The organism is Desulfobacca acetoxidans DSM 11109 (assembly GCF_000195295.1).
In the GTDB taxonomy this organism is placed as follows: Bacteria; Desulfobacterota; Desulfobaccia; order Desulfobaccales; family Desulfobaccaceae; genus Desulfobacca; species Desulfobacca acetoxidans.
The window spans coordinates 577,770-591,818 of record NC_015388.1 but is presented as its reverse complement, the minus strand read 5'-3'; the positions used below and the strand labels follow the sequence as shown (position 1 = coordinate 591,818).

Below are 14,049 nucleotides of genomic sequence, written 5' to 3'. Positions count from 1 at the left end.
ATTCATAGCTTGGATGAGAGATGGAAACGATTGTTGAAGCAGGGCTATAAGTTATAATCCAGCAGCTTCGAGATAACATCAAATTTCCGACTACTGAAAATTATTATTCAATCATATGATCAATAAATCACTTTTGTCTATAATTATTTTCCGGTTATTTTGACGCAAGCAGATGAGAAGTGATGCTTAAAGAACGGATGGGGGAAAAGCGGCTTTCCCCCGGCCGGCATGCATCGGATCGTCCAGAAGCTACAGTTCGAGAACCCGGCTGGTGGGATTGTTAATGAAGATCATCAGGCTGAGGAAATCACGGATATGTCTGGTGATGAGAAAATGATTGCGCACGAATTCTTTGGCCAGCCGGCCCATGCGGCGAGACATTTCGGGGCGGTGCAGGAGGTAGCGGATGCGGAAGGCGCAGCCCTCTGGGGAGTGTACCAAAAAGCCGGTGTGGTAATCACGGAGTTGCAGCACGATGCCTCCGACGGCGCCGCCGATGACCGGTTTGCCCTTCCACATGGCTTCAGTAACCGTCAGGCCGAACCCCTCCCGGATGGATTTTTGGACAATGACGTCGGCGGCCCGCTGCAGGGCATTGACCTCATAATGGCTGTCCGGGGGCAACATCAGCAAGGTGATATCGGTTTCGCCGGCGGCTGCCTCTTGGACACGGGCGAAGATCTCAGGTCCTTCCGGATCGTCGGTAGCCTCTCCGCCCACCAGCAGCAATTGACAGGGGGTATGGCGCCGTACTAACTGAAAGGCCTGAATAACGCCCAAGGGATCTTTAAAAGAATCGAAGCGGGACACCTGCAGGATTATCGGACGATCGTTGACCACACCTAATCTGGCAAGAACAGCCTGAACTTCCCCAGGAGTAAGTTCACGGTTTTTATCGCTGAAAGGATCGATGGAAGGATGGATAATGTATTGGGGATGAGCCAGGTTTTGCGCAAACCTGGACATGGAAAAGACAGAAGCATCATATTGTTTAACGAACTTGCTGAGAAATTTCCAGACCTCAAGCCGTGGCCGGGAGGCATCGATATGACAGCGCCAGACCCAGTTTTTGGCCCGGGGACGCAGATCCTCTATCAGGGCAGCAGGCTGGGGATCATGGACCAGAACGAAATCCGCTTCCCAGTCAAAGCGTCGGGCGTTTTCCCGGTTGATCTCCCGATAATGAGCCGTCATGGCGGGAGTAAATTTGACCTTATCACCCTGGAGGCCGTTGTGCATGGCCTTGGTAACTTCAAAAAAGTCAGGGTCGCCGAAGATCACCTCCCATGATGTTTCCAGGCCTAGTTGATTGAGCAGGGGCACAGCCCGGGAGAGAATTTCGGCTACCCCACCGCCGCTGCGAGTAGAGTTGACGTGTACGAAACGGGAATTTTGGAGACGATCCGCCAGCCGCCGAAGCTGGTCGATGACTTGCTGGCCAACAATGGGAATATAATCACTCAGTTCGCTCACAGGCAGCCTCCAGGTGTTCGGTGATCAGGGCCAGCAGAGTCCGGCGCAACTCAGGCAGACTATAAAAATAAATGTCGATATCCCGGATGGCCTGCACCAGTTTCGGCAGGTCGAAATTATATTCGATCCAGAAGGAAAAGTCGTCCACCTTGTGAACTTTGAGGCGCCAGCGGGCTTCAAAGAAATGGTAATAAAATGAATCCAAACCGATTCTTTGCAGTCCCTGGCAGAATTCCGTCAAGGTATTGACGGGTGTCAATGACTGAATGATGGCAGTGGAGGCCTGGCAGAGATATAGCTCAAAACCCGGCCGCGCCCATGGGATGTAGGGAAGATCCCAGAGATACTCTTCCAGAATCTCCAGCACCGCCTCCCGCACCTGAGCCATATCGGAATAATCGAAGGGATCGAAGGAACTGAGTTTCTCTGCCAGCTTGGTATCCTGCAAGGCTTCCGCGGCCCACAGGGCGAAATCATTAGGATATTCAACCTCCGGATCGGTGAGGGCCAGACGTGCTTGAAAAACATGGTAGTACAGCACATCTTCAGAAACATCGCGGAGAATCTGCAACAGCTCCCGCAGATTGCTGGCCTTCAGACCGATCGGCATCCGCAACAGGAAGCAGTCACGGAACCAGAAGGGATCATGGGCCGGTTGATTGAAAATATCATTCACGGTCGATCTTCTCTCAGGGTAATTAGTAAGATGTCCGAGCTGTTCAAAGGGATGTAAGCCATTATATCAAAAACGCCTAAAACAAACACGATGAACTAGCATATGAATCGGCATTTTCTGGTGATTACAACGAAGCATGAAAACATAACCGCGGCGGCTGCTGACGATAATGCTTTTTCTGCTCACCGCTCACGGCTCACGGCTCACGGCTCACGGCTCACTGTTTTTATATAAGCCATTTTTCGCCCTGGGGCAAAACGCTCCGGTTAATAAAAGGGCGTCCAGGCTCAGTACTGCCAACCGGCATGGTCTAAAAATACTCTGCCAGCACCTGTCTTAATCTCTGCCGGGCTCGTTTAATTAAGCCATCGACGGCGGAGGCGCTAATACCTAATAGCTCCCCAATTTCCTGGTAGGAAAAATCGCCGTCGCGTTTGAGCAGCAGGGCCTGGCGTTGATTCTCAGGCAGAGCGGACAGCGCTTCCTGTAATTTGATCGCCAACTCTTTCCCGGCCAGAAGTTCCCCAGGATCGTCGTTTGAGGTAACTAATTCTGAAAGATCATAGGCGGGCGCATCCTGAGCTTGAGGCCTTTCCAGAGGAACTTCTTTTCTGACTGCCTGGGAGCGCAATCGGTTCAGGCAATGGTTGGCAGTTATGCGGTTGAGCCAGGCAGCCACCGTACCACTGGGGGTAAAACGACTGGCATGTTGAAAGGCTTTGAGAAAAACCTCCTGAGCAGCATCTTCGGCTTCCTGGGGACGCCGGAGCAGTCTCAGGGCCAGCCGATACACCCGGTCCTGATGTCGGCGCATAAGCTCTGCAAAGGCTTGTTCATTACCTTTGGCCACCTGCCGTAGAAGTGCGTAATCCAGATCAACGACATCCATGGCGGGTTATCGGCGCCGCTTTATAGAGATGTTCTCGAAATAGCTCGGAGGGCCAGCAAGCAGCGTTACTACAATAATTATATGCATGGAAATAATCATGGCCGATTCTGGCCTCCCCCGGAAATGGAAATTTCCTGGTAGGGGCGCAGCAGCCCAAGCCCCTACAGCCGGGAGATTTGCACAGAAAAATAACTCATGCACGGAATAACAGGCAAGTACCACCAACAGATAATTTCCGTGGTCCGTCAGAACCTTGTAAAGAAAGACGGTTCCATCTTTTTTTCATTAAAACAGGGTGATGGCCCTGCCATCCGATTTTTTGACGCCCCGCAGCAGTTCCATGTGCCTCAAGACGGTGAACTCCTGCTGCAATTCGGTTTGACTCCACTTCAATCTGGCCGCGGCCTCGATCATATCGACCTCTTTTTCAGCCCTGATCAGGGCCAGGAGTTTTTCTTGATTTGGGGTCAACCGCAACCCTTGAACAGCCAGCGTGCTTTTGGCGCTGTGCACCGCCCAAGGGTCGCAAGTCTTGCTGATCTCGACTCGATTGATGTAGCAGTCTTCGCATAAACGCTCACCGCCGTATTCTCTTAGTTCCTCTTCCTCGCATATCGCCTGACATGAACTACACGTCGCCATTAAATACCTCCTTCTTATCGACCCCAAAACCGAAAAGACCCGGCTGCGCGATGCTGTAGCCGGGTCTTGTGCAAACCCTTGCAGATTGCCGGCTCACTCCTCATAACTCATAATCGCCGTCGATTTCCAGGATATACTCATCGGGTTTGGTGCCGCTGCTCACCTTAAAGGTTCCCTGTCCTTTGATGTTTTTCAATTTGCCAACGCCTTTATAGGTCTTCCAAGTTCCAGTAGTGGTTTTGTTTTTAGCATCCCGTTGGCCTTCGTAACGGCTGTAAACCTGTCCTTCCTCAAACGTGGTGACGGCATAACCCTGCATCGGTCCAGACCCCTTGATGCGGTCATGGAAGCCCACACTGCGTCGAGAGACAAACTCCCCCGCTACACCTTTTTGGTATTCGACGGCCTCACCTTCCATGGCAGTTAGCGTCAGGGTGTGGTCCATCTCATCCCCGACGTAGAGCATTTCCCTCTGGATAGTAACGATCCGATATTTCGCTTTTCTCTTCATCTGACGCCTCCGTGCTCTTTAATGATTAAATGGTTGGTCTAGTCAACGGCCGGTTAGATATCGAGTTGGCTCAGCTCCAGAGCGTTATTTTGGATAAAATCCCGACGCGGCTCAACTTTATCTCCCATCAGGATGGTAAAGATTTCATCGGCCGCTACGGCGTCTTCGATATTGACTTGCAGGAGTGTCCGGGTTTCAGGGTCCATCGTTGTTTCCCAGAGTTGTTCGGGATTCATCTCTCCCAAACCTTTAAATCTCTGAACGCTAAGACCTTTTTGGCCTTCGTTCAAGACCACCTGCACCAGCTCCTCTAAGGTGGCTATTTCCCATGTCTTAGCCCCCTCCTGAAGCCGGTAGGGCGGCTGCCGCAACTCAGCCAGAGCCTGTTGTAATTTTACCAAAGTCTGAAAATCACTGCCACTTAATAATTCCCAATCCACGCACCAGGGATTTCCATCGTTAACACCAGGGTTATAAACTAATAACTTCCAGGCCTGATGTTCCTCATCTGCTTCCAGGCGGATTTGCAAGCCTGTAGACCGGAGAGCTTCGCCCCATGTTTGCATTTTCTCCCGCTGGCGCAAGAATTCTTTGTCAATAAGACCTAGATCAATAATTCTTTTCAGGAGTTGACGATCCACTCCCCGCTTCTCAAACCGATCCATGGAATGCTGGTGAGATATCACCTTTTTCAGATAGGTAATTAAGGCGGCGTTGGTTATGGTTTGAGAATTGCCCAAGGTCAGAGTTTTTTTATCCAGACCGCGGGCCAACAGGTAGTCCTGAAACGGCCCCTCGTCTTTGAGATAAATCTTTTCGTTACCGCGGGTCAGACGATACAGAGGAGGTTGCGCAATGTAGAGATATCCCCGGCTGATCAGCTCTGCCATCTGCCGATAGAAAAAGGTTAGCAAGAGGGTACGGATATGGGAGCCGTCCACATCGGCATCCGTCATGATGATAATGCGATGATAACGGAGCTTTTCCAGATCCTGTTCTTCTTTGCCGATCCCGGCACCCAGGGCCGTAATCAGCGTCCGGATTTCCTGGCTTTGCAGCATCTTATCATAACGGGCTTTTTCGACGTTCAGGATCTTGCCTTTAAGAGGCAAAATAGCCTGAAAACGGCGATCCCGGGCCTGCTTGGCCGAACCGCCGGCGGAATCGCCCTCCACCAGGTAAAGTTCCCGTCGGGAAGGGTCCCGCTCCTGGCAATCGGCCAGCTTTCCCGGCAAGGCCAGTTCGCTGAGGCCGCCTTTTTTGCGGGCTAATTCCTTGGCCCGTCGGGCCGCTTCCCGAGCCCGGGCCGCTTCTATCACTTTGGCCAGAATCTGCTTGGCAATGGTAGGATTCTCGCCCAAATAGGTCAACAGATTCTCATAGACCAGATTTTCTACCAGACCCTTAATATCGCTGTTCCCCAACTTGGTCTTGGTCTGGCCTTCAAATTGCGGGTCCGGCAATTTGATGCTGATCACCCCGGTGAGTCCTTCCCGGACATCATCGCCGGTAAGGTGTTCTTTTAAATTTTTCGGCAGATCAGCGGTCGCCATGTACTGATTGATACAACGCGTCAGACCGGCCTTAAAACCACTCAGGTGGGTGCCTCCTTCTCGCGTATTGATGTTGTTAGCATAAGTGAAAATCTGTTCGTTATAGGTATCGTTGTATTGAAAAGCGATTTCAATGATGACCTCGGCCCTGCTGCCATTCAGGTAAATTGGCGGTTCGTGCATCAATGTCTTATTACGGTTGAGGAAGATGACAAATTCCTGGATGCCGCCTTCATAGTAAAAATCATTCTTTTTACCGGAGCGTTCGTCTTCCAACATGATACGCACGCCGCGGTTGAGAAAAGAGAGTTCCCGCAGCCTGGTGGCCAAAATATCATAACTGAAGGTGGTTTCTGAAAAAATCTCCGCATCCGGTTTAAAGCTGATCTTGGTGCCCCGCCGCTTGGTCTCGCCGGTGATCGCCAACTGCGTACTGGTATTGCCCTGTTCATAGCGCTGATGATAGACTCTACCATCCCGGCGGATTTCCACTTCCAAATATTCCGACAAGGCGTTCACCACCGAGACCCCAACGCCATGCAGGCCACCGGATACCTGGTAAGTTTTATGGTCAAATTTGCCGCCGGCGTGGAGTTTGGTCATCACTACTTCGACAGCGGGCAGATTTTCTTCTTTATGCAGGTCAACCGGAATACCCCGGCCATTGTCTTCCACGGTAACGCTGTTGTCTGAATGGATGGTGACCTGAATCTGGTTGCAATAACCGGCCAGGGCCTCGTCAATGCTGTTATCCACCACTTCATAGACAAGATGATGCAGCCCCTCCGGGCCGGTATTGCCGATATACATCGACGGCCGCTGGCGGACTGCCTCCAATCCGCCCAGCACTCGAATATTGTCAGCCCCGTAGTCGAGCATTTCTTCGGTATAACCAACTTCAGAATTTACCAAAATCTAGTCAGCCTCCTTTGCAAAAAACAGCCGGGAGCGGCGATTCTACGTTTGTACCGTTCCTGTTACATCCGTACCGTTAGCCGCCCGCTTTTCCAGGCCCTCAGGCCGCTTATAAGTCCATGGGCATTACGATGCTAAGATACTTCGGGTCATTGGCATCCCGTAAACAGAGTGGCTTTTTCTTTTTTGTCAGCTCAAAATATATTTCATCGCTCTGCATCACACTCAGCGGCTCTATCAAATAACGGGCATTGTAGCTCAGCCGGATCGGCAGGCATAATGTTTCCTCATCGCGTTCCTGTTCAGCAACAACCTCACTGTTCAGGAAATTAACAGTGATAGGCAGACGCTCATCGCCTCCGCCGATTTCGGGGTTGTGATAACGAATATCAAGCCAACCCTCGCTGACCATCATAATTACTCCCTTAAATTTTTCGGCGGATAATAAACTGATCCGTTTTAAAACGTCTAGAAAGGCACGTCGGCCTACGGTGATTCGAACTTCCGGACTTGCCGGGATTATCCGTCGATAATCGGGATATTTTTTATCTAATAGGCGAATATAGAGATACTTATCTCCCTGTCTGAGAATGATGCTCTTTTTCTCGATGCCCAAGGCGCATCGCTCTTCTTCACTGATGAGCCGCAACATCTCCGCCACACCTTTGCGGGGAATAATAATTGCTTTCTCCAGGTTGATCTGTTCGATGGCCGGGATTTCCCGATCTATCAGGGAGAGACGATGACCATCACTTGAAACGAGGCGTACGATGATCCTGCCGTCTTCGGTAATTTTTTCTAAAAGCACCCCGGTTAAATGCGGCTGAATATCATCGGCGGCAATGGAAAAAATGGTTTTTTCGAGCATCTCGCTCAGTACCGAATTTGACAGCTCTATCATCGGTTGATTTTCCAGTTTGGGCAGTGGTGGAAAATTTTCGACCGGCAACCCTAAAAACTGGTAGCGGGCATCACCCACCTGAATGACGAGATTGCTGTTCTCGGTGCTTTCAAGGCTGATCGTCCCCGCCGGCAATTCGCGCAGGATATTATAGAAACTGACGGCCGGAACCGTCAGGCCGCCTTCTTCTTCCACTTGGGCCGGATAGTAACCGGAAAAGCTCACTTCATAATCTGTTGCCGAAATTTTTAGCTGGTTATTGCCGGCTTCAAGTAAACAGTGAGATAAGATCGGGGTATGTCCCCGACGATCGATAACGCCTTGAGTTCGACCTGCTCCTTGTAGAAGGGCGTCCTTCTCGATATGCAGTTTCATGTTTTCCTCAAGATTAAAATTAGCTTATTCTTTAATAACCTTTATAAAGGCTAACGAATGTTTATATTGTACTTAACATATTAATATTATAGCATTTTTTATCAACATAACAGTTTCATTTTTCGACTTTTCAGGCAACGCTAAACGAGATCTTAGGGAAAGGGAAAGCCGACAGCCCATAAGCATACTAATGTTCCCGGATAGATTCAAACTTGTGATCATAACGGCTTTCCCATCGGGTTAATCCTGTAGAACAGCACCCTGGCTGCCGGAGGTCACCTGGCGGCTGTAGCGATAAGCATAGCCGTGTTTGATCTTGGGTTCCGGGAGCTTCCACTGGGCCCGACGCCGGACCAGCTCGGTTTCGTCCACCTTCAGGGTGAGGGTTTTGCCGGGAATGTCGATCAGGATAGCATCACCCTCTTGAATGAGTCCAATGGGGCCGCCGGCGGCCGCTTCGGGGGAGATATGACCGATGGCTGCGCCCCTGGTGCCGCCGCTGAAGCGGCCGTCGGTCAGCAAAGCCACCTCTTTGTCGAGACCCATCCCGGCGATGGCGGCTGTGGGAGTCAGCATCTCCCGCATACCTGGTCCACCCTTGGGGCCTTCGTAGCGGATGATCACAACATCGCCGGGGTGGATGGCGCCTCCCAAAATAGCGTTAGCGGCTTCTTCCTCTGAGTCAAAGACTCGGGCCCGGCCCTCGCGAACCAACATCTGGGGATCAACGGCGGATTGTTTCACCACCCCACCTTCCGGGGCAAGATTACCCTTTAAAATGGCGATGCCTCCTTGGGTATGGTAAGGGTGGTCAAGGCTGCGAATGATTTCGTCATCCAAGACCCTGACCCCGGCCAGGTTTTCTGCCATAGTTTTCCCGGTAGCGGTCAACGGCTCGCCATTGATCAGACCGGCCTGCCAAAGCCGCGCCATAACTGCCGGCACCCCGCCGGCGCGATGCAGGTCTTCCAGATGGTACATCCCGCCAGGGCTGAGGCTGCAGATATGGGGAGTTTTTTCACTGATGGTATTGAATAGATCCAGTGGCAAGTCTATCCCGGCTTCATGAGCCATGGCTGGAATATGCAAAACGGTGTTGGTAGAGCATCCGAGGGCCATATCCACCGTCATGGCATTTTGAAAGGCGGTGAGGGTGGCGATCTGACGCGGTAGAATCTGTCGGCGGACCAGCTCCATGATCTGCCTGCCGCCTTGTTTGGCCAAGCGATAACGGGCCGCAGAAATCGCCGGGATGGCACCATTGCCGGGCAGAGCCAATCCCAAGGCCTCACTCAGGCAGTTCATAGAATTGGCGGTGAACATACCGGCGCAGGAGCCACAGCCCGGACAGGCGGCGTCTTCGATCTCCTTGAGTTCCGCTTCGGTCATTTTTCCGGCTTTGACGGCGCCGACGCCCTCAAAGACCGTGATGAGGTCAATAGCTCGGTTTTGCAGGCGGCCAGCCAACATCGGACCGCCGCTGATCACCAGGGCAGGGATGTTCAAACGCAGGGCGGCCATTATCATGCCTGGAATAATTTTATCACAGTTAGGAATCAGCGCCAGGCCATCGAAGGGATGGGCCATAGCCATGACTTCGATAGAGTCGGCGATTAATTCCCGGGAAGCCAGGGAATACTTCATACCGACGTGATGCATGGCGATGCCGTCACAGACGCCGATAACGCCGAATTCGATCGGTGTGCCCCCGGCCATCCGGATGCCGGCTTTAACCGCTTCGCTGATTTTGTCCAGGTGTATATGGCCAGGGATGATTTCGTTTTTGGCGTTGGCAACGCCGATGAGCGGCCGCTGCAATTCTTCTTCGGTGTAACCCATGGCCTTCATTAAGGACCGATGCGGTGATTTTTCCACACCGGTTTTCATCAGATCACTCCGCATGAAACAATCCTTTCTGATCTTTTAAACGTTCCTCGATGAGCCCCTCGAGTGCGGCTTTGGTTTTCTCCTGGTCTATCTGGCGTTTGATAAATTCCAGGCGGCTTTCCGTCCAGGCCAATCCCTCTTTGGAGGCAATAAACAGGCGCAGCTGAAATTTTTCTTCGAGGGAGACCAATTCCTTGCGTTTTTTATTGAGCAGGTAATTGGTGACTTCCTGAGGCAAGAGGGCCCGAACTTCCTGAATGTCGTTTTTCGCGGCTTCATGGCAGATTTTTCGAATCAGACTCAAGCCGCTGGCTTCCACCGATTTGATGAGACCGCGTCCCTGACAATGCGGACAGGTAATATACAGGCTTGTCTGCACTGCCGGACGCAATCGCTGGCGGGAGAGTTCCAGCAGCCCGAATTTGGAAATCTGCCCGACTGTTACTCGGGCCTTCTCTTTTTTAAGTGCCGCCTTCAGTTCTTTTTCTACTTCTTTGCGGTGCTTACGGTCTTTCATATCGATAAAATCGATGACGATAAGACCGCCTAGATCGCGCAGGCGCAACTGCCGGGCAATCTCTTGAGCCGCCTCCAGGTTGGTCTTAAAAGCCGTCTCCTCCACTTCCTTGGGGGAAATGCAACGCCCGGAATTGACGTCTATCGCTACTAAGGCCTCGGTGGGATTGATAACCACGCCCCCTCCGGATTTTAACGGCACCTGGTTGTCGTAGAGACGCTCGAGTTGCTCTTCGATCTGATACTTGGAAAAGATGGGGCGCTTTTCTTTATAGAGTTTCAATACATTGGTATGCTTTGGAGAAAAGGCCTTGAAAAAATTCTTTATCTGGGTAAAAGTCTCGACGTCATCGATAAGGATCTCGTTGATATCGGCGGTGTAATAATCTCGAATAGTGCGGATGACAAGATCTAACTCTTTGTAGATCAAGGCAGGTGCCGGAGATTGCCCGGCGTTCTTTTTGATTTCCTGCCAGATATTGTTCAGGTATTGATAATCTTTTTGTAACTCACGCTTCTTGGCAGCCTCGCTGGCCGTGCGTACAATCAGGCCCATGCCATGGGTCAGATTGAATTCTTTGATAAGTGCTTTGAGTTCCTGCCGTCGGGCCTCTTCTTCGATCTTGCGGGATATGCCGATCTGTTCCTGACCGGGCAGGAGGACCAGAAACCGTCCTGGCAGGGAGATATAGGTCGTGAGATAGGCGCCTTTGGAGGCGATCTCTTCTTTGATAACCTGGACAAGAAGTTCCTGTCCCTTTTTCAGGACTTCTTGAATCTTGGGCCGTGATCGCTGTGGGGCTTCGGGCTGAAAATATTCCGGATGTATTTCTGAGATCGGTAAAAAACCCTGCCGCTCGGCGCCATAATGAACAAAAGCTGCCTGGAGACTGGGTTCGATATTCGAAATGACGCCTTTGTAAATGTTGCCTTTAAGCTGTTCTCGACTGGCCGCCTCCAGGGCAAATTCCTCTAACTTGCCATCTTCAACGATGGCCACCCGGAATTCTTCCGGATCGGAGGCGTTAATCAGCATTTTATGGATGGGACTCATACAGTTATTGAAAAAGTTCCCCTTGGACCAGCGACCGCTTTCTGCTTCCGCCGTATCTTATACCAGGGCCCGTTCTGCTTCCTTTGTCTGTTGATGATTGGTCGGGAGGTTGAAAAGCTGTTCACTATGCCTAAATTAGAAATAATTTTAAATGGATAATTGTTTAATTGTATCCGCTTTTTTTTTGAGTGTCAATGACATCTTCGGATATAAGAAAGAATTATTGCCTTCGACATTTCAGAAAACGGCCATAGCGGATCCCGGAAGACTACCATTGGCCCAAGTCCTTAAGTTTGATCTCAATTTAGTGTAAGACATTGTAAAAACATATTAATTTATTCAAAAAGCGAATTAATTGTTGGAAATGTTTGTGGTCTGTATGATACTCTTTCAGTGAAAAAGGCGATCATGGAATGATGATCCTGAGAGATTGCCGGTCTTCACGAAATTTTTGGCCTTCTCAATGTTCTCATTAAGTAAGAAAGGAACGATGATGTTTAAACAGATGCTGCTTCTAGTCTTTACCCGCCAAAGGCTTGCCGGGATCTTGGCCCTGTTCGTCTGCGTGTCAGCCTTCGCCTGGGTAGGCGAGGTCGAAGCAGTGAGGAGACCCGTCATGGTAAAATTACAAACTTCCTTAGGTGATATTGTACTTGAGCTCAATGTGGAGAAAGCCCCAAATACGGTGGCAAACTTCCTGCGGTACGTCAAAGACGGATTTTACGACGGCACTATCTTTCACCGAGTGATCAACGGATTTATGATCCAGGGTGGCGGAATGGACGCCCAGATGAAGCAGAAGGCCAACCGGCCGCCCATTAAGAACGAAGCAGATAACGGGCTTACCAACGATGCCTACACCATTGCGATGGCCCGCACTGCCGTCCCGGATTCCGCCACCTCGCAGTTTTTCATTAACGTAGCCGATAATCAAAGCCTCAATCACACCGGCAAGAACCCTGCCGGTTGGGGTTATGCCGTTTTTGGCAAAGTGGTGCAGGGAAAAGACGTGGTGGACAAAATCAAGGCCGTTCCCACTACCAGCAAGGGCTTTCATGCTGACGTTCCGGTGACGCCGGTAACTATTATCCAGGCCAGTATTATCGAACCGTGAGGAGTGGGGAGTCCTCGGAGGGCACAGGAAACAGCGTCCTAGAGAGGTAATTTTTATGTCTTGCGGGGGCCTTGTAAAGAATAACAATTAATTTTTCCTCGGCAAACAGTACTAGGGACATCAATTATGGACATTATTCAGCAGGTGCGGCAAGGCGACATCCGGGCTACGGCCCGATTAATGCGGGACCTGGACGAGGGTGATCCCGCCGCTCGGGAAATCCTCAAAGGCCTCTACCAGTATACCGGCCGGGCGCATATCATCGGGATTACGGGATCCCCCGGAGTGGGCAAGAGCACTCTGACAGACCGCATGATCCAATTGCTGCGCCAGCAGGGTCTGACCGTAGGTGTGGTGGCGGTGGATCCGACCAGCCCCTTCTCCGGTGGCGCTATCCTGGGAGATCGCATCCGGATGCAGCGTCACGCCACCGATGAAGGCGTCTTCATCCGCTCTTTAGCTACCCGCGGGCATTTTGGGGGGCTAACGGCCTCGTCCCGGGCCGTCGTCAACGTCCTGGATGCTATGGGTAAGGATTTTATCCTGGTGGAAACAGTAGGCGTGGGTCAGGACGAGGTGGAGATCGCCAGCGCCGCCCACACTACCATCGTAGTGACGGTTCCGGGAATGGGAGACGATATTCAGGCCATCAAGGCAGGTATTCTGGAAATCGGCGACCTGTTTGTTATTAATAAAGCTGATCGGGAAGGAGCTGACCGCACCTATCAGGATCTGGTGAACATGATTGATCTGCGCCAGCCGAATCGGGAGGACGGTTGGCGTCCTTTGGTCTTCCGGACCGAAGCCCCCAAAAATTTAGGTGTTCCCGAACTTATGGCCGCCGTATTCGAGCACCGGGACTATCTACGCCGGGAGGGCGGCCGGGAGCTGGCCCGGGTTATGGCTCCCCGACTGCGGGGGGAGCTAATGGACCTCATCATGCAGGGCATTCGGGAGCAGATCATTTCCCATATGCTGTCGGCGAATGGCGTGAAACAGATATTGGCCGACATCGCCGCCAAAAAAACCGACCCCTACTCCATCAGCGATGAGATCGTGGCCCAACTGCGGCGGAGATGCGATTTGTAAGTTAGGAAGCCGGGGGTGAGGGAAAAAACCGGATCAAGCTAGCCTAAAGGTGTCTTAAGTAATATTCGTTCAAGTTGCAAATCTATCCGGTCCTGTTGAGGAGGCTGCGTGAAGAAAATCGAAGCAATTATCCAACCCTTTAAACTGGAGTCTGTGAAAGAAGCCTTGCACCAAATTAATATTCAAGGGATGACGGTTACCGAAGTAAAGGGTTTTGGCCAACAAAAAGGCATGCGGGAGGTTTATCGGGGCATGGAGTACCAGGTGGATTTTATTCCCAAGGTAAAGATCGAAATCGTAGCTCCGGATGACAAGGTAGTGGCCATTGTGCAGGCGATTCAGGAACAGGCGCGCACCGGACGTATCGGCGACGGCAAAATCTTCGTCTACCCGGTCTCGGAGGCCATCCGCCTCCGCACCGGCGAATCCGGAGATACGGCGCTTTAAAAGCCGG

Annotated in this window: 12 protein-coding genes; 3 read left to right on the top strand and 9 right to left on the bottom strand. The window is 51.5% G+C overall.

Going from position 1 to position 14,049, the window contains the following annotated elements; translation table 11 throughout:
- Nucleotides 1-249 precede the first annotated feature (249 nt).
- The 9 genes from DESAC_RS02445 to DESAC_RS02405 all read right to left on the bottom strand — a co-directional run bounded on the left by DESAC_RS02445 (nucleotide 250) and on the right by DESAC_RS02405 (nucleotide 11,392).
- The gene (locus DESAC_RS02445) at nucleotides 250-1,473 is read right to left on the bottom strand and encodes a glycosyltransferase (RefSeq protein ID WP_013705490.1); all 1,224 of its coding nucleotides are present in this window, start codon (nucleotides 1,471-1,473) and stop codon (nucleotides 250-252) included.
- Nucleotides 1,457-2,149 (bottom strand): DUF5752 family protein, encoded by a 693-nt coding sequence (locus DESAC_RS02440; RefSeq protein ID WP_013705489.1) that lies wholly within the window; start codon nucleotides 2,147-2,149, stop codon nucleotides 1,457-1,459. Before DESAC_RS02440 ends, DESAC_RS02445 begins: the two co-directional genes overlap by 17 nt.
- Before the next feature lie 310 nt (nucleotides 2,150-2,459).
- The gene (locus DESAC_RS02435) at nucleotides 2,460-3,038 is read right to left on the bottom strand and encodes an RNA polymerase sigma factor (RefSeq protein ID WP_013705488.1); all 579 of its coding nucleotides are present in this window, start codon (nucleotides 3,036-3,038) and stop codon (nucleotides 2,460-2,462) included.
- Between the two features lie 285 nt (nucleotides 3,039-3,323).
- A complete protein-coding gene (locus DESAC_RS02430; RefSeq protein ID WP_013705487.1) occupies nucleotides 3,324-3,680 on the bottom strand; it encodes a hypothetical protein in 357 nt (118 codons plus the stop codon).
- A 100-nt stretch (nucleotides 3,681-3,780) separates the two neighbouring features.
- Nucleotides 3,781-4,191, bottom strand: coding sequence for a hypothetical protein (locus DESAC_RS02425; protein ID WP_013705486.1), 411 nt, complete (start codon nucleotides 4,189-4,191; stop codon nucleotides 3,781-3,783).
- 53 nt (nucleotides 4,192-4,244) lie between these two features.
- The gene (gene gyrB, locus DESAC_RS02420; RefSeq protein WP_041284121.1) at nucleotides 4,245-6,623 is read right to left on the bottom strand and encodes a DNA topoisomerase (ATP-hydrolyzing) subunit B; all 2,379 of its coding nucleotides are present in this window, start codon (nucleotides 6,621-6,623) and stop codon (nucleotides 4,245-4,247) included.
- Between the two features lie 145 nt (nucleotides 6,624-6,768).
- Complete coding sequence (dnaN, locus tag DESAC_RS02415) at nucleotides 6,769-7,935, bottom strand: DNA polymerase III subunit beta (RefSeq protein WP_013705484.1); 1,167 nt, start codon at nucleotides 7,933-7,935, stop codon at nucleotides 6,769-6,771.
- 240 nt (nucleotides 7,936-8,175) lie between these two features.
- Nucleotides 8,176-9,837: a dihydroxy-acid dehydratase gene (ilvD, locus tag DESAC_RS02410; protein ID WP_013705483.1), complete on the bottom strand. Its 1,662-nt coding sequence runs from the start codon at nucleotides 9,835-9,837 to the stop codon at nucleotides 8,176-8,178.
- Nucleotides 9,827-11,392, bottom strand: coding sequence for an Rne/Rng family ribonuclease (locus DESAC_RS02405; RefSeq protein WP_148231166.1), 1,566 nt, complete (start codon nucleotides 11,390-11,392; stop codon nucleotides 9,827-9,829). Before DESAC_RS02405 ends, ilvD begins: the two co-directional genes overlap by 11 nt.
- Nucleotides 11,393-12,008: 616 nt before the next feature.
- On the opposite strand from DESAC_RS02405, the gene DESAC_RS02400 reads away from it, so the two are divergent.
- The 3 genes from DESAC_RS02400 to DESAC_RS02390 all read left to right on the top strand — a co-directional run bounded on the left by DESAC_RS02400 (nucleotide 12,009) and on the right by DESAC_RS02390 (nucleotide 14,042).
- Nucleotides 12,009-12,506, top strand: coding sequence for a peptidylprolyl isomerase (locus DESAC_RS02400; protein ID WP_041284119.1), 498 nt, complete (start codon nucleotides 12,009-12,011; stop codon nucleotides 12,504-12,506).
- Between the two features lie 126 nt (nucleotides 12,507-12,632).
- The gene (gene meaB / locus DESAC_RS02395) at nucleotides 12,633-13,595 is read left to right on the top strand and encodes a methylmalonyl Co-A mutase-associated GTPase MeaB (RefSeq protein WP_013705480.1); all 963 of its coding nucleotides are present in this window, start codon (nucleotides 12,633-12,635) and stop codon (nucleotides 13,593-13,595) included.
- A 108-nt stretch (nucleotides 13,596-13,703) separates the two neighbouring features.
- The gene (locus tag DESAC_RS02390) at nucleotides 13,704-14,042 is read left to right on the top strand and encodes a P-II family nitrogen regulator (protein WP_013705479.1); all 339 of its coding nucleotides are present in this window, start codon (nucleotides 13,704-13,706) and stop codon (nucleotides 14,040-14,042) included.
- Nucleotides 14,043-14,049: the final 7 nt, after the last annotated feature.